The organism is Streptomyces sp. NPDC041129, assembly GCF_055592265.1.
This window is the reverse complement of sequence record NZ_JBVIYV010000004.1, coordinates 191,080-206,689: the sequence shown is the minus strand read 5'-3', so window position 1 is coordinate 206,689 and position 15,610 is coordinate 191,080. Positions and strand designations below refer to the sequence as shown.

Here is a 15,610-nt window from a genome sequence, read left to right as displayed (position 1 = left end):
GCCTTTTCCAGGCTCTTTCCAGCCGCTCCAAGCCGCTCCAAAGCCGCTCCCAGCCGTGCCCAGTCCTTCCCGGCCCCTCTTCGGGCCGCGGACGGACGGAACCAGAAGTCCGTTCATGCCCGATTGGGGTCCGGACTTGTTTACTTTCCGGAACCCTGGGCGTAGCCTCGCAGTGAAACCACACGTTCGGGCATGAGGTGGAGGTAAACGGGCATGTACGCACCGGAGCGACAGCAGGAGATCCTCCGTCTCGCCCGCGACGGCGGCCGGGTGGACGTGCTGTCGCTGGCCGAGGAGTTCCAGGTGACGGCGGAGACGATCCGCCGCGATCTGAAGGCCCTCGACCGGGCCGGCCTCGTCCGCCGCGTGCACGGCGGGGCCATCCCCGTCGGCCGCCTCGACTTCGAGCCGGACCTCACCGAGCGCGAGTCGACCGCCGCCGACGAGAAGGACCGCATCGCCAAGGCGGCCATCGCCGAGCTGCCCGCCGGGGGCACGCTGATCCTCGACGCCGGCACGACGGTGGCACGGCTGGCCGCGGCGATCCCGCTGGAGTCCGCCCTCACCGTCGTCACGCACAGCCTGCCCATCGCCGCCCGCCTCGCCGACCACCCCGGCATCCAGCTCCACCTGATCGGCGGGCGGGTACGGCACCGTACGCGGGCCGCCGTGGACGCCTGGGCGCTGCGCGCGTACGGCGAGATCCGCGCGGACGTCCTGTTCGTCGCCGCCAACGGCTTCTCCGCCGAGCACGGCCTGACCACCCCCGACCTCGCCGAGGCCGCGGTGAAGCGCGCGGCCGTCGCCGCCGCGCGCCGCGTGGTCCTCCTCGCCGACTCCGCCAAGCACGGCCAGGAGCACTTCGCCCGCTTCGGCGGCCTGAGCGACGTGGACCTGCTGATCACCGACAGCGGGCTCAGCCAAGAAGACGCCGCCGTCATCGAGCGCGGCGGCACGGAAGTAGTGCGCGCATGATCCTCACCGTCACCCCCAACCCGTCCCTCGACCGCACCTACGAGGTCCCCTCCCTGGAGCGCGGCGAGGTCATCCGCGCCACCGGTGAGCGCATGGACCCCGGCGGCAAAGGTGTGAACGTCTCGCGCGCCGTGGCGGCCGCCGGGCGGCGCACGGTCGCCGTCCTGCCCCTGGGCGGTGCCCCGGGCGCCCTGGTCGCCGAGCTGCTCCACGCCCAGGGCATCGAGGTCGCGCCGGTCCCGGTGGCCGGCGCCACCCGTTCCAACATCGCGCTGGCGGAGGCGGACGGGGTGCTGACGAAGATCAACGCACCGGGCCCGGACCTGTCGCCCGCCGAGCAGGAACTGCTCCTGGACACCGTCCGCGAACAGTCGCGCGACGCCGACTGGATCGCCTGCTGCGGCAGCCTGCCCCGGGGGCTCGCGCCCTCCTGGTACGCCGATGTCGTCACCCGGGCGCACGCCGGGGGCGCCCGCATCGCCCTGGACACCTCGGGGCGTGCGCTGCAGGAGGCGCTGCGCGCCCGGCCCGACGTGGTGAAGCCCAACGCCGAGGAGCTCGCGGAAGCCGTCGCGCGCCCCCTGGCGACCGTGGGCGACGCCCTGAAGGCCGCCGAGGAGCTGCGCGAGATGGGCGCGGGCGCCGTGCTCGCGAGCCTGGGCGCCGACGGACAGCTGCTGGTGGACGGCACGGGCGCCTGGTTCGGCAGCGCGCGGGTGCGCACCGTCCGCAGCAACGTGGGAGCCGGTGACTCCTCCCTCGCCGGTTTCCTGATCGCCGGCGGCAGCGGCCCCCGGGCCCTCGCCTCAGCCGTCGCCCACGGCGCCGCCGCCGTGCAGCTCCCGGGCAGCGTCATGCCGGCCCCCGCCGACCTGGACCCGGCGGCGGTCACGGTCACGGCCGGCATCCCCGTCGACCGCGAACTCAGGGAGCCGGTGTCATGACCTCCCTGGCGCTGCACGGCACCCGTCCCGGCGGCAGGCACCTGGGCGGCAGACCGCGGCCCGTCCGCCCCGACGCCCCCACCCCGCCCGAGCCCGAACGGCAGAGCCTCCCGACCGCCGTGACCGGCCCCAGGACACAGGGGCCGCCCGGCCCCGGCTCCACCCACCCCGAAGCCTCCCCCGACCGCACCCCCGTCCCCACCCTCGCCCACCCCACTCCCCGGGCGATACGCGTGCATTGGAGCCCGCGATGAGCGACATGATCACCGCGGACCTGGTCGATCTCGACCTGTCCGCCGACACCAAGGAAGCGGCGGCGCGCGCACTCGCCGAACGCATGGTGGCCCTGGGCCGGGTGACCGACCTGGACGGCTTCCTCGCCGACGTGGCCGCCCGTGAGGCGCAGATGCCCACCGGCCTTGACGGCGGCATCGGCATCCCGCACTGCCGCAGCACCCATGTCACCGAGCCGACCCTCGCCTTCGGCCGCAGCGCCGACGGCATCGACTTCGGCGCTGCGGACGGCCCCGCCGACCTGATCTTCCTGATCGCCGCCCCGGCCGGCGCCGACGACGCCCATCTGACGATCCTGTCGTCGCTGGCCCGGCAGCTGATGAACGCCGAGTTCACCGACGCGCTGCGGTCCGTGGGCGCGGCGGGCTCGGCCGCGGCGCTCATCCGCGGGGAGGAGGCGCCGGCCGACGGCGCCGCCGAGAACACCGCCGCGGCGTCGGGGGCGGCCTCCGCCGACGCCGCGGCGGGCAGTACGCCGGAACCGTCGGACGCCGGCGGGCCGGCCCCGGCCGCCACCGCGGAATCCGGATCCGGCCCCACCGCGGACGCCGATTCCGGCCCGGCCGAGCGGCCCTTCCGCATCGTCGCCGTCACCTCCTGCCCGACCGGCATCGCCCACACCTACATGGCGGCCGAGTCGCTGGAGAACGCGGGCCGCGAGGCCGGCGCCGAGGTGGTAGTCGAGACGCAGGGCTCGGCCGGCTTCGCCCGGCTGGCCCCGGAGGTGATCGCGGCGGCGGACGGCGTGATCTTCGCGCACGACGTCCCCGTACGGGACAAGGGCCGCTTCGCGGGCAAGCCGACCGTCGACGTCGGTGTGAAGGCGGGCATCAACCGTCCCGGCGAACTCATCACCGAGGTACGGGAGAAGGCCGCGCGCGGCGAGGCCACCGCGGCCGCCTCCGCCGGCACACCGGTCGAGCGGTCGGGTGACTCGCGCGAGGGCTACGGCACCAAGCTCCGCAAATGGCTGATGAGCGGCGTCAGTTACATGGTGCCGTTCGTCGCTGCGGGCGGTCTGCTGATCGCCCTCGGCTTCGCGATCGGCGGCTACAAGATCAACAAGGCGCCCTCGGTGATGGACCACTTCATGTGGACCCAGGCGGACAGCTGGGGCGCCCTGCTGTTCCAGATCGGCGGAGTGGCTTTCGCCTTCCTGGTCCCGGTCCTGGCCGGCTACATCGCGTACGGCATGGCGGACCGCCCCGGTCTCGTCCCCGGGTTCGTGGGCGGCTCCATCGCGCTGACGATCAACGCCGGCTTCCTCGGCGGACTCGCGGCCGGTCTGATCGCCGGTGGTGTGGTGATGGCGATCCAGCGGATCGGCATCCCGGCGGCGCTGCGCGGCATCATGCCGGTGGTGGTGATCCCGCTGATCTCCTCGGCGATCGTCGGGTTCCTGATGTTCGTCGTGATCGGCAAGCCCATCGCCTCGGCGCAGAAGGGCATGACCGACTGGCTGAACGGCCTCACCGGCGCCAACGCCGTCCTGCTGGGCGGTCTGCTCGGCCTGATGATGTGCTTCGACCTGGGCGGTCCGGTGAACAAGGTGGCCTACACCTTCGCCACCGCCGGCATCGCGGTCGCCGACCCGAGCGACTCCGCGATGAGGATCATGGCCGCGGTGATGGCCGCCGGCATGGTCCCGCCGCTGGCGATGGCCCTGGCCACGACCGTGCGCGGCAGGCTCTTCACCCGGACCGAGCGCGAGAACGGCAAGGCCGCCTGGGTGCTGGGCGCCTCCTTCATCTCCGAGGGCGCCATCCCGTTCGCCGCGGCGGACCCGCTGCGGGTCATCCCGTCCGCCATGGTGGGCGGCGCAGTCACCGGCGCCCTGTCGATGTCCTTCGGCGCCACCCTGCGCGCCCCTCACGGCGGCATCTTCGTGGTCCCGCTGATCGGCAACCCGTTCCTCTACCTGATCGCCATCGCGGCAGGCGTCTGTGTCACCGCGGCCCTGGTCGTCGTCCTCAAGGGCATGCGCCGGCCGGTCCCCGGGACCACGGCCGACGACCCCGCCACCGGCCCCACCACGGCGGCGCGGGGGACGAAGCAGGCGGTCGCCGCCTGACGGCGGCCGCACCTCTTGTCCCTTTGGCGCGCTGTGAGTTGTTCACGGCACCTGCGAGATACGTCACGGTCCGGGACCAAAGTCCCGGACCGTGGTGTCTACTGGAGGGCATGCCTGAGCACGTCTCGACACTCCAGCTGACCGGCGCGGTCGTCCTCACCGCCGCGGGCGTCGTCTGGGCCGTCATCGTGATGCGCCTGCTGCGCCGCTTCCGTGTCGAGGCCGCCGCCGAACGGCGTCGGGCCGCCGCTCCCTCCGTGCTTCCGGTCCTCTCGGTTCTCCCCGCCCTGCCGGACCAGCCGCAGGCCGGCCCCACGCGGGAATCCGTCGAGCTGACCCCGGAGGAACAGGACGCCTTCGCCGGCCTGGTACGGCAACTCGGCGGCCGCTGACCGTCGCGGGCGAGGCCGGGCCGCCGGGCGTTCGGGCTTGGCGCCTGTCGGGCCGCCGGGCGTCAGGCCTGTCGCGCCGCCCGGCGCTCCATCGCGTCCCGGGCCGCGTCCTGGGACGTGTAGACCTCGCACATGTGCCGGCCGTCGGGGGTCGCCGTGTGCTCCGCCTCCCACAGGGAGACCTCGCCGCCGTCCGGCAGCAGGAACGCGTGCTCGTACAGCGCGAAGCTCAGCCCCGCCCGTCCGGCCCGTCCCGGCCGTCCGAACGCCTGGGTGATCTGGTGCGCGGACGCCGTCGCCAGCAGGGCCGCCACCTCCGCTCCCGGCCGGTCGGGGTTCTCCGCGCGGCGCAGCAGCCGGCGCGCGTGGTCCGCCGTGTCGTCCGGGGCGTACACGTGCCGGGGCTCGGGTATCGCGGAGAGCTGCGACACGACGGGCAGTTCGAAGTCCGGCGCGTCCGGAGGCAGCGCGAGCCGGCCGGTGGCGGTGTGCAGTTCCTCCTCGTCGACGTACACCTCGTGCTGTGCCTCGCCGCCCGGCGCCGTGTTGTGCACCAGTTCCCACAGGGTCACCGCCGAGCCGTCGGCGAGCAGCCAGGTGTGCCGGTAGGTCTCCCGGTGCAGGCCCGCGCTGTGGTGGGCGGAGTGCAGGGCGCTGTCGTGCGCCAGGGCGCACTCGAGCAGCCGGAGCACCTCGTCGGGCAGCTCGAAGGAGTTCAGGGCACGGCCGAGGAGCCGCGCGAGGTGCTCCTCCGGAGACTCGGGCGACTCGGCTGGTTCGTACGCTGCCGTCTCGTACGGAACGCTCAAGGTTTCTCCCGGCGTTGCTGCATGTCACCTAGTGGGTGCATACCGTAGCCCCTCGGTCGGACATCGTGTCCCCCGATACGAGAAAACCTATGCGGGGAAAACGCGAGGGCCGCGCGAAAAGTTCCCGCGCGGCCCCACGTACCGTCAAAACCCGCCGGTCATCCGGCACTTCCCGCGGTCCAGTCACTCCACGACAGGTTCCAGCCGTTGAGGCCGTTGTCCGGAGCCACCGTCTTGTCGGGGGAGTTCTTCACGATCACGACGTCCCCGACGAGCGAGTTGTCGTAGAACCACTTGGCCGTGGTGTCGCCCTGCGCGCCCTGTACGTCCGCCAGGCCCACGCAGCCGTGGCTGGTGCCCTCCCGGCCGAAGGGCGGGTTGCCCTTGTTGTACCAATAGTTGCCGTGGATGAACGTGCCGGACGAGGTCAGCCGCATCGCGTGCGGGACGTCCGAGATGTCGTACTCCCCGCCGAAGCCGACCGTCGAGCCGTTCATCCGGGTCTGCACGAACTTCTCGGAGATCACCATCTGACCGTTGTACGTGGTGTGCTGCGCGCTGCCCGCGGAGATCGGCAGCGTCTTGATCGTCCTGCCGTCCCGCACCACCGTCATGGTCTGGGTGCCGACGTCCACCGTGGAGACCTGTGAGCGCCCCACGGTGAAGGTCACCGTCTTCTTCTGCACGCCGTAGACGCCACTGGCGCCCTGCACCCCGTCCAGGTCGATCTTCATCGTGACCTTGGAGCCGGCCTTCCAGTACTCCTGCGGCCGGAAGTCCAGCCGGCGGTCCCCGAACCAGTGCCCGACGACCTGCTGGCCGCTGCTGGAGGCGACCGTGATGTGCGACTGCACGGCCTTGCGGTCGGTGATCGACTTGTCGAAGGTGAAGGACACCGGCATGCCCGCACCGACCGTGGTGCCGTTGTCCGGCGTGTAGGTACCGATGAAGCTGTTCGACGAGGACACGGTGGTGAAGATGGAGTTGGCCGCCGCGGTATGCCCGTTCCCGTCCTTCGCGGTCGCCGCTATCCGGTACTTCGTGCCGCGCTCGAGCTGCTCCTTCGGCTTCCAGGTGTGGCCGTCCGCCGAGATCGCCCCCGGCACCGCCTGCCCGGACCCCGACACGGTCATCCTCACGTCGGTCAGCCGGCCGTCGCTGACCTTGACGCCGGTGGCGTTGATGGACGCGCCGGTCGAGCCGTCCTTGGCCGAGATCACGATCCTGGCGCTGGAGTTCGTGGCCGAGCCCTTGCCGTTCTTGCCGTCCTCGCCGCTGGCGCTGGCGTCGCCGCCGCAGGCCGTCAGGGTGAGGGCGCCGACCACCAGGGCGGCACAGGCCCCCAGTACGCGCCGCGTTGCGATGTCCGGCGTAGTCACGGGCTGCTCCCAGTTCGTGTGATGTGCTTGATCCGCTCCGATGCGTGGGAAAAGAGGTCCGTGGCGCCGGCGAGGTTCCCGCCGGTGCCCGTTGGCGTCGTCCGGTGACAGAACCGCGACAATCCGCATCCGGGAGTCACGCTCCCGGGCCCCGCTGCCGGTGCGGCCGCGCCCGTTACGCGCCCGGCGCCCGCCGCTCGCCGTACAACTCCCCGTACGACGGCCACGCCCCACCCGGCCCCGAGAACGGCTCGGCGGCGCGCACGGCCCGGACGATCGCGCGCGTCACCAGGTCCGCACCGGCCGCGAGGACGTCGTTCAGCTCCAGCGGATGCCCGCCACCGAGCGGCCGGGCACCCGTCGCCAGCGCGAACACCGTGTCTCCGTCGTGCAGCAGGTGCACGGGCCGCACGGCGCGCGCGATGCCGTCGTGCGCCGTGCCCGCCAGCTTCTGCGCCTGTGCCTTGCCGAGGTCCGCGTCGGTCGCGACCACCGCGAGCGTCGTGTTGAGCGGCGGGGGAGCGTTGCGCGCCGCCACCTCGTCCAGGCGCCGGCGCGCCGCCTCGTGCACCCGCGCCTCCGGGTACTCCACGCGCCCCTGGAACAACTCCCCGTAGAGAGCCCCCGTTCCGGGGTCCGCGACGGACCCCGCGGAGTTCACGACCACCAGCGCGGCCACGGTCACCCCGGAGTCCAGGACCGTGCTCGCGGTGCCCACCCCGCCCCTCAGCCCGCCGGCCACGGCGCCCGTACCGGCCCCCACGGACCCCTCCGGCATCCGGGCACCCGGGGCGCTCGCCGCGGCGGCCTCCACCGCCGCGCGTCCCGTCGCCGCGTCCGGGCGGGCGCGGAAGTTCCCGCCCCGGCCCAGGTCGAAGACGCACGCGGCGGGGACCACCGGCACCACGTGCGCCGGATCCGCCCCCACCGGAACCCCGCGCCCCCGTTCCTCGAGCCAGGCCATCACCCCGGACGCCGCGTCGAGCCCGTACGCGCTGCCGCCGGTCAGCACGACGGCGTCCACCCGCTGCACCACGTTGCGTGGGTCGAGGGCGTCGGTCTCCTTGGTACCGGGGCCGCCGCCGCGCACGTCGACGGCGGCGACGGCACCCCCCTCGGGCGCGAGCACGACCGTGGTGCCGGTGAGCCAGCCGTCCCCGGTGCGGGTGGCGTGCCCCACCCGCAGCCCGGCGACATCCGTCAGAGCGTCGACTGTCATGCGGGCCAGTGTGGCCCACCCCGGCCCGGGCGGGAGGGGGGCGGGCCGGACGGGGGTGAGGGGAGGTCAGGCGGCCGGGGCGCCGGCACCCGAGCGCCGCGCGCGGGAGGCCCGGCGTGCCGTGAGGGTCACCCCGGTCACCACCGAGGCCGCCGACACCAGCCCCGTCGCGAGCACCGCCCACTCGCCCAGGAAGGTGCAGCAGATCACCAGCAGCGCCGTGACCGGAAGCACCAGTTGCTGTCTGATGCCGGACTTGAAGTGCCGCGAGTGCAGCGCCCACACGGTCAGCAGGTACAGCGCCGTCGGCAGGGTCACGGCCGCCGAGGCGGACAGCGTCGAGATGTGCGTCTTGCCGACCGTCTGCTCCACCGCCACCTCCAGACCGGCGCCGATCGCGGCGGCCGAGGCGAAGATCAGGTAGTGGCCGTAGCCCCACAGGAACGCCTGGGTGTTGGAACGCAGATGGCCGTGGATGGGCACCACGAAGTAGATCCACCAGGCGGAGAAGACGATGAGCAGCCCGCCCGCCGCGATGGGCAGCAGCTCACCCAGCGCGTCGTGCTCGTCCACCGCCGACTTCACGGCGACCGTGGCCGCAGCGACCGTCTCGCCGAGCACGATGATGGTGAACAGGCCGTACCGCTCGGCGATGTGGCGCGCGTGCCAGGACGTCGCGTGGTCCCTCTCCGCGTAGACCGGCACGCACAGCTCGGCGACGGCCATCACCAGGAACACCCAGGGCCGGGCCGGTTCGGGCAGGAGTACCAGACCGAGCCAGCCGACCTGGCACAGGAGCACACCGCCGGCGTATCTGAGCGCCGTGGTCCGCTCCGGTCCCTCGGCCGATCCGGCGGCTCTGAGCCACTGCGCGGCCATCGCCAGCCGCATGATCACATAGCCGAGCCAGACCACCAGGTAGTCGTGGCGCTCGAAGGCCGGGGCCACGCCCGCGGCCAGCACCAGCACACCCGCGATCTGCACCAGGGTGACGACCCGGTAGAGGGCGTCGTCGTTGTCGTACGCCGAGGCGAACCACGAGAAGTTCATCCAGGCCCACCAGATGGCGAAGAAGACCATCGCGTAGCTCAGGATGCCGGCGGCCACGTGTCCCGCGGTCCCCGTGTGCACGAGCTGGGCGCCCGCCTGTGCGATGGCCACGACGAAACACAGGTCGAAGAAGAGCTCCAGCGGAGAGGAGACCCGGTGGGCCTCGTCGCGCCCGCGCGCGGTGAGCCGCCGAAGGAGCCCCTGGGACTGTGGTGCGCCCGGCGAGGCGGGCGACGGAGCGGAACTCGACGTCATGTCTCCCAGGACAGCAGAAAACGGGGACGAAATCTTGTGAACGGATTCACGAGCCCGGAAGGGTGGTGGGCCGGGGCCGTACCCTTGAGGCATGAGCACCGCCCCTGAGCCCGAGCAGCGCGACCCGAAGACCGCGCTCATCTTCGACGACCCGCTGAACCGGCAGAGTTCGGACGACACCGACCGCGGGTGGGGCGAGCGCCCGGACGGCGACAGCGCCGCCGATCTGAGGCGCTTCCTCGACGAGAAGCCGCCCCACCACATCTGAACCGCGGGGCGGAGCGGCGCCACCGCCCGGGCCTGCGGACGGAGTTCCGCCGGCGGGTGAGCGGCCCGGCTCGGTGCCGCTAGCGCTCGTCGTGGCCCGCCGTGCGCTGCGCGACCAGCGTGTCGCGGATCTCCTTGAGGACCGCCAGCTCGGTCACCTCGATGACTTCGTGCGTGCCCTCGCGCGCCTTCTTGCGGGCCTCCTGCCGTGCCAGGTACTTCGCCATCGGCAGGACCATCAGGAAGTAGACCACCGCGGCCGTGATCACGAAGCTGAGCGTGGACCCGGCGACCGAGCCCCACATGATCGGCACACCGCTCTTCACCGACCCGTCCGCGTTCACCACGCACGGGGGGTCCTTCAGGCAGAAGCTGTAGTGATCCAGGTTCTTCGTGCCGATCGCTCCGACCAGCGGGTTGATGAGCCCCTTCACCACCGAGTTGACGATGTTCGTGAAGGCGGCGCCGATCACCACCGCGACCGCCAGGTCGACGACGTTCCCCCGCATCAGGAAGGCCTTGAAGCCCTGCCAGAGGGTGGGTTCCTTCTTCTCGATCACCTCGGGGGCACTCCTCACGTGCACAGGACGCGGAACAAAACGCTCCGCAACCTACGGCACGGTGGGGTGCCCATGTCCAATTCGGCAGCTTGTCCCTATGTCGGGAGAACAGACCGAAGGCGTAATGGGCCACGCGGCTCAGCACAGCGTCACCGCCAGCCGTGCCGTGGCGCTCGCGCCCACGAGCCCCGCCGCGACGGCCCGGGGCACCGACAGCACGACCAGGGCCCCGCTCTCGGCCGCCCCCGTCAGGGGCTCGGGCACCTTCGTCACCCGCGCGCCGCGCACGAGCACCCGGGCGGCGCCCCCGGCCGACGCGTCCTCGGCGGCGATGACATCGACCCGGTCGCCGGGCCGCAGCAACCGAACGGTGGCGGCGTCGGCGATCCGCACCGGTGCCGTCACCAGGTCCGCCGCCCGAGGGGCCCGTACGGGACGGGTGACCGGATGCCCGCGGGCCCGGTCGGCCCGGTGCGGCTCGCCCGCGGTCCGGGGCCCCGCCGCCACCAGAGCGGCCGCGGTCACGACCAGGCCGGCCGCGAGGGCCCGCCCGCGCCGCCGTACCAGCCGCTCCAGCCCGTACCGCCCGCCGCGCACCCGTACCGGGGCGAAGGGCGGCACCTCACAGGTCGCCGGGGCGTCGGTGCCCAGCGGACGGGGCAGCCGGACGGCCGGCGGGGCGGGGGAGTGAGGGCGCGCGGATGAGGGCGTGGAGGGAGCGGGGTACGACGAGGCCAGAGCCATGGGAATCACCGCCGGCGACGAGGGGGATCGGCTTGCGGTGCCACGATGACGCCTCGCGCCGGCCCCCGCCGGCGCCGGTGGACGACCGGCGGGTTGTGGACAACTCGACCACCCGACGGGGCGATCGCCCGTGTGCGCCTCAGCCCGCCGGGCCCCGCCCCTCAGCTCACGGCAGGTCGAACCCCGGGTTCATCCCGCCCAGCGCGTTCACACACAGGCAGTCCCGCGCCCCGGTCTCCGGCAGCGCCGCCACCGCGTCGAACAGCACGTCCCGCAGCCGGTCCACGTTGGCCGCGAACACCTCGAGCACCTCCTCGTGCGAGACGCCCTCCCCGCTCTCGGCGCCCGCGTCCAGGTCGGTGACCAGGGTCAGCGAGGTGTAGCAGAGCTCCAGTTCACGGGCGAGCGCCGCCTCGGGGTGGCCGGTCATGCCCACCACCGACCAGCCCTGCGCCTGGTGCCACAGCGACTCGGCGCGGGTCGAGAAGCGCGGTCCCTCGACCACGACCAGCGTGCCGCCGTCCACCGGTTCCCAGTCCCGGCCGCGTGCCGCCTTGAGCGCGGCGGCCCGTCCGGCGGGGCAGTACGGGTCGGCCATGGACACGTGCACCACGTTGGGCACCGTGCCGTCGGGCAGCGGCAGCCCGTCGAAGAAGGTCTGCGTCCTGGACTTCGTACGGTCGACGAACTGGTCCGGCACGAGCAGGGTGCCCGGTCCGTACTCGGGGCGCAGCCCGCCCACCGCGCAGGGGCCGAGCACCTGGCGGACGCCGACCGAGCGCAGGGCCCAGAGGTTGGCCCGGTAGTTGATGCGGTGCGGCGGGAGATGGTGGCCGCGACCGTGCCGGGGCAGGAAGGCGACCCGCCGGCCGGCCAGCTCACCGAGGAAGAGGGAGTCGCTGGGCTGCCCGTAGGGGGTGTCCACCTGGACCTCGGTCACGTCCTCGAGGAACGAGTAGAAGCCCGAGCCGCCGATTACGCCGATCTCTGCGTTCGCCATGACGAGCAGATTAGCTGCCCGGGACGGGGCGGTGGAGCCGGTGCCGGGGTACGCCGAAGGCCCCGCCGTCGCAGGACGGCAGGGCCCGGGGAGCGGGAGCTCAGGCCGCGGAGGTGCTCGTGGAGCCGGACGACGACGTCGTGGAGGACGACGAGGACGCCGACGTGGACGACTTCGCGTCGGACGAGGAGCCGGCCGACGACGTGGACGACTTCGACGCCGGGCTGCTGCTCGACGAGGAGCCGCGGGAATCGTTGCGGTAGAAGCCGGAGCCCTTGAAGACGATGCCGACGGCGGAGAACACCTTCTTCAGGCGGCCACCGCAGCCGGGGCACTCGGTCAGGGCGTCGTCGGTGAACTTCTGCACCGCCTCGAGGCCCTCGCCGCACTCGGTGCACTGGTACTGGTAGGTCGGCACTGTCTTCCTCCTGGCACTCTCACTCGATGAGTGCTAACGACGGTCCATAGTGACGTATTCCCGGGGATCAGTCCACCGTGACGGGGACGCGGTGACCGACGCCACGTGCGACCGTGCGGCTCTGCGGCCGGGCCGTCAGCCGTGAACGCAGGGCCACCAGGGTGACCAGCGCGAGCACCGTACCGGCCATCGGCACCAGGAATCCGGCGCCGTCCCACAGGCGGTCCTCCAGCTGCCCGGCGACCGTGACCGCCGCCGCCTGGCCGAGCGCGACGGCGCCGGTCAGCCAGGTGAACGCCTCGGTCCGGGCCCCGGCCGGGACCAGACCTTCCACCAGCGTGTAGCCGCTGATCAGAGCCGGCGCGATGCACATGCCGACCAGCAGGCCGAGGCCGGCCAGCAGCGGCACCGAGTGCGCCGTCCACAGCGCCGACGCGGTCAGCGCGAGCCCGGCGTAGCCGAGGACCAGGCGGCGCTGCGGCGCGGCCTTCCAGGCGATCGCGCCGCAGACGACGCCGGAGAGCATGTTGCCCGCGGCGAAGACGCCGTACAGGACGCCGTTCAGGCCGGGCTCGCCGATCGACTCGGTGAACGCGGCCAGCGACACCTGCATGCCGCCGAAGACCGCCCCGATGCCCAGGAACGTCACGACCAGCACGCGCACGCCGGGGACGCGCAGGGCGGATTCGTGCCGCACGCGCGCGTGGCCGCTATCGGCGCTCACCGGCGGCTGCGTGCTCCTGCTCGCCGCGAACAGCAGGCCGCCGACGAGGGTCAGCGCCGCCTCGGTCACCAGGCCCGCGGACGGGGTGACGGCGGTGCACAGCGCGGTCGCCAGCAGCGGTCCGAAGACGAAGGTCAGCTCGTCCGTTACGGACTCGAAGGCCGCCGCGGTCGTCATCAGGGGCGAGCCCTGGAGCTTCACGCCCCAGCGCGCACGCACCATGGGGCCGACCTGCGGCACCGAGGCGCCGGTCGGCACGGCCGCGGCGAACAGCGCCCACAGGGGCGCGTGCGCCAGCGCGAGCGCCGTCAGGGTCAGGCCCGACAGCGCGTGCACCAGGACACCGGGGACGAGCACGGCGCGCTGTCCGTAGCGGTCGGCGAGGCGGCCGCTGTAGGGGGCGAACAGCGCCATGGAGACGCCGGTGGCGGCCGCGGCGGCGCCCGCGGCGCCGTACGAGCCGGTGGTGTGCTGCACCAGCAGCACGATGGAGATGGTGAGCATCGCGAACGGCTGGCGCGCCGCGAAGCCGGGGAGCAGGAACGTCCAGGCGCCGCGGGTGCGCAGCAGCTGTCCGTATCCGGGGCGGGGCGGCGCCGGCGAGGTCTTCTCCGGGTCGGAGGTGGTGACCGTGGATCCCACGGCCCGTGCCTTTCTGCCGCCTGGTAGCGCGGGTCCCGTGCGGGTCCGGGCGCCGAGAGCTGTCCTCTTGCGCGGAACTGCGGTAGATACCGGTGCCCACGATGAGAGGGGACGACCCGGCCGCCATACGGTCGCGCCAGCTCTGCGTCAGGCAGAGTTGGTTCGATCAGGGTGCGCCTTCATCGTACAGGGATCACCGCATCGCGGGCCTGTGAAAACGAGCACCACCGGGGGGCGCCACCTGGGATTACGGGCGGTGTGAAGGGTACGAAACCTCCACTTAACGGGAGCCGCCCGTCCCGGCCCCGTCCGTGCCCAGCCAGTCCGCGAGCTTGCCGCCCTGCGCGACCGCGCGCAGACGCCGTTCCGCCGCGTCGCGCACGGGGTCGGTGGCGACCACGAGGAGCTCGTCCCCGTGCCGCAGCACCGTCGTGGGCAGCGGGACAAACGATTTTCCCTCGCGGACGACGAGCGTCACGGCGGCGCCCGGCGGCATCCGCAGCTCGCTGACCTCTACGCCGTGCATCCGGGAGCCCTCGGTGATCGCGAGGGACAGCAGGTGCCCGCGCAGCCGCTCCAGGGGCGCCGACTCGATGCCGAGGTCGGAGGCCTCGCCCTGCTCGCCCAGCCGCAGCTTGCGTGCCAGCCAGGGCAGGGTCGGGCCCTGGAGGAGGGTGTAGACGACGACCAGTACGAAGACGATGTTGAAGATGCGGCGGCTGCCTCCTACGCCCGTCACCATCGGAATGGTCGCCAGGATGATGGGCACGGCTCCGCGCAGCCCCGCCCACGACATCAGCGCCTGCTCCGACCACGGCACCCGGAACGGGGCCAGGCTGAGCACCACGCTCAGCGGCCGGGCCACCATGGTCAGCACCAGCCCGATGATCAGCGCCGGCCAGACGTCGTCGCCCAGTTCGTGCGGGGTGACGAGCAGGCCGAGCAGGACGAACATGCCGATCTGGGCGATCCAGCCGAGCCCCTCGGCGAAGCCGCGTGTGGCGGGCCAGTGCGGGAGCCGCGCGTTGCCCAGCATCATCGAGGCCAGGTAGACGGCGAGGAAGCCACTGCCGTGGGCCAGCGCGCCGGCCGCGTAGGCCGTGACGGCGATGGCCAGGACGGCGATCGGGTAGAGGCCGGAGGCGGGCAGCGCGACGTGCCGCAGGCCCCAGGAGCCGAACCAGCCCACCGCGAGGCCCAGGGCGGCGCCGATGGCCAGTTCCAGCGCGATCTCGCCCACCAGGACGTACCAGTGCTCGACCGGACCGGTCGCGGCGAAGGCTACGACCAGGATGACCACCGGGGCGTCGTTGAATCCGGACTCCGCCTCCAGCGTGCCGGTCACGCGCGCGGGCAGCGGGATGCGCCGCAGCACCGAGAAGACCGCCGCCGCGTCCGTCGACGACACCACCGCGCCGATGATCAGCGCCGTCCGCCAGTCCAGTCCCACCAGGTAGTGCGCGCCCGCCGCCGTGACCCCGACGCTGATCCCGACTCCCACCAGGGCCAGCACGGAGGCCGACGCCAGAACCGGCCGGATCTCCTTCCACTTCGTGCCCAGACCGCCCTCGGCGAGGATCACGACCAGGGCCGCGTACCCGATGACCTGGGTCAGCGCGGCGCTGTTGAAGCTCACGTGACCGAGGCCGTCCTGGCCCATGACGACGCCGATGCCCAGGTAGACGAGCAGGCTGGGGAGCCCGCTGCGCGAGGAGATCCGGACGGCCGCGACGGCGACGAGGAGGACGACGGAGCAGACGAGCAGGAGCTGGTTGAGGTGGTGAACGTTCAGCGGCGGTTCCTCCCCTTGGTTCTCCGGTTACTTCGTTACCTTACCTAACTCTTGACGCTTTCTTGACGCTTGCCG

At 72.9% G+C, this 15,610-nt stretch carries 16 protein-coding genes; 6 read left to right on the top strand and 10 right to left on the bottom strand.

Going from position 1 to position 15,610, the window contains the following annotated elements; genetic code table 11:
- Positions 1-213 precede the first annotated feature (213 nt).
- From ACZ6B1_RS16550 to ACZ6B1_RS16530, 5 genes are all read left to right on the top strand, one after another.
- The gene (locus ACZ6B1_RS16550) at positions 214-975 is read left to right on the top strand and encodes a DeoR/GlpR family DNA-binding transcription regulator (RefSeq protein WP_468778922.1); all 762 of its coding nucleotides are present in this window, start codon (positions 214-216) and stop codon (positions 973-975) included.
- The gene (gene pfkB, locus ACZ6B1_RS16545) at positions 972-1,919 is read left to right on the top strand and encodes a 1-phosphofructokinase (RefSeq protein ID WP_468778920.1); all 948 of its coding nucleotides are present in this window, start codon (positions 972-974) and stop codon (positions 1,917-1,919) included. Before ACZ6B1_RS16550 ends, pfkB begins: the two co-directional genes overlap by 4 nt.
- Positions 1,916-2,173, top strand: a complete 258-nt coding sequence (locus tag ACZ6B1_RS16540; RefSeq protein WP_468778918.1) for a hypothetical protein — start codon at positions 1,916-1,918, stop codon at positions 2,171-2,173. The genes pfkB and ACZ6B1_RS16540 overlap by 4 nt, the downstream gene beginning before the upstream one ends.
- Entirely contained in the window at positions 2,170-4,284 is a 2,115-nt protein-coding gene (locus ACZ6B1_RS16535) for a PTS fructose transporter subunit IIABC (RefSeq protein ID WP_468778916.1), read from the top strand. Before ACZ6B1_RS16540 ends, ACZ6B1_RS16535 begins: the two co-directional genes overlap by 4 nt.
- 110 nt (positions 4,285-4,394) lie before the next feature.
- On the top strand, positions 4,395-4,676 hold the full coding sequence (locus ACZ6B1_RS16530; RefSeq protein ID WP_468778915.1) for a hypothetical protein: 282 nt from the start codon (positions 4,395-4,397) through the stop codon (positions 4,674-4,676).
- Positions 4,677-4,738: 62 nt separating this feature from the next.
- On the opposite strand, the gene ACZ6B1_RS16525 is transcribed toward ACZ6B1_RS16530, so the two are convergent.
- The 4 genes from ACZ6B1_RS16525 to ACZ6B1_RS16510 form a co-directional block, all read right to left on the bottom strand.
- The gene (locus ACZ6B1_RS16525) at positions 4,739-5,485 is read right to left on the bottom strand and encodes a DUF6227 family protein (protein ID WP_468778913.1); all 747 of its coding nucleotides are present in this window, start codon (positions 5,483-5,485) and stop codon (positions 4,739-4,741) included.
- Positions 5,486-5,643: 158 nt separating this feature from the next.
- Positions 5,644-6,864, bottom strand: coding sequence for a L,D-transpeptidase (locus tag ACZ6B1_RS16520; RefSeq protein ID WP_468778911.1), 1,221 nt, complete (start codon positions 6,862-6,864; stop codon positions 5,644-5,646).
- Positions 6,865-7,039: 175 nt separating this feature from the next.
- Entirely contained in the window at positions 7,040-8,083 is a 1,044-nt protein-coding gene (locus ACZ6B1_RS16515) for a P1 family peptidase (protein WP_468778910.1), read from the bottom strand.
- A gap of 66 nt (positions 8,084-8,149) precedes the next feature.
- Positions 8,150-9,388 carry a low temperature requirement protein A gene (locus ACZ6B1_RS16510; RefSeq protein ID WP_468778908.1) on the bottom strand — a complete coding sequence of 413 codons (1,239 nt, stop codon included), beginning with the start codon at positions 9,386-9,388 and terminating at the stop codon, positions 8,150-8,152.
- A gap of 91 nt (positions 9,389-9,479) precedes the next feature.
- On the opposite strand from ACZ6B1_RS16510, the gene ACZ6B1_RS16505 reads away from it, so the two are divergent.
- Positions 9,480-9,656: a hypothetical protein gene (locus ACZ6B1_RS16505; RefSeq protein ID WP_468778906.1), complete on the top strand. Its 177-nt coding sequence runs from the start codon at positions 9,480-9,482 to the stop codon at positions 9,654-9,656.
- A gap of 79 nt (positions 9,657-9,735) precedes the next feature.
- Here the strand turns inward: ACZ6B1_RS16505 and mscL are convergent, their stop codons facing one another.
- From mscL to ACZ6B1_RS16475, 6 genes are all read right to left on the bottom strand, one after another.
- Positions 9,736-10,215 carry a large conductance mechanosensitive channel protein MscL gene (gene mscL, locus ACZ6B1_RS16500; protein WP_468778904.1) on the bottom strand — a complete coding sequence of 160 codons (480 nt, stop codon included), beginning with the start codon at positions 10,213-10,215 and terminating at the stop codon, positions 9,736-9,738.
- Between the two features lie 138 nt (positions 10,216-10,353).
- The gene (locus ACZ6B1_RS16495) at positions 10,354-10,959 is read right to left on the bottom strand and encodes a hypothetical protein (RefSeq protein ID WP_468778902.1); all 606 of its coding nucleotides are present in this window, start codon (positions 10,957-10,959) and stop codon (positions 10,354-10,356) included.
- 166 nt (positions 10,960-11,125) lie between these two features.
- A complete protein-coding gene (locus ACZ6B1_RS16490) occupies positions 11,126-11,959 on the bottom strand; it encodes an S-methyl-5'-thioadenosine phosphorylase (protein WP_199210886.1) in 834 nt (277 codons plus the stop codon).
- Positions 11,960-12,059: 100 nt separating this feature from the next.
- Positions 12,060-12,377: an FmdB family zinc ribbon protein gene (locus ACZ6B1_RS16485; RefSeq protein ID WP_468778900.1), complete on the bottom strand. Its 318-nt coding sequence runs from the start codon at positions 12,375-12,377 to the stop codon at positions 12,060-12,062.
- A 67-nt stretch (positions 12,378-12,444) separates the two neighbouring features.
- Entirely contained in the window at positions 12,445-13,743 is a 1,299-nt protein-coding gene (locus tag ACZ6B1_RS16480) for an MFS transporter (RefSeq protein WP_468778898.1), read from the bottom strand.
- A 280-nt stretch (positions 13,744-14,023) separates the two neighbouring features.
- Entirely contained in the window at positions 14,024-15,535 is a 1,512-nt protein-coding gene (locus tag ACZ6B1_RS16475; protein WP_468779388.1) for a potassium/proton antiporter, read from the bottom strand.
- Between the last annotated feature and the right edge of the window lie 75 nt (positions 15,536-15,610).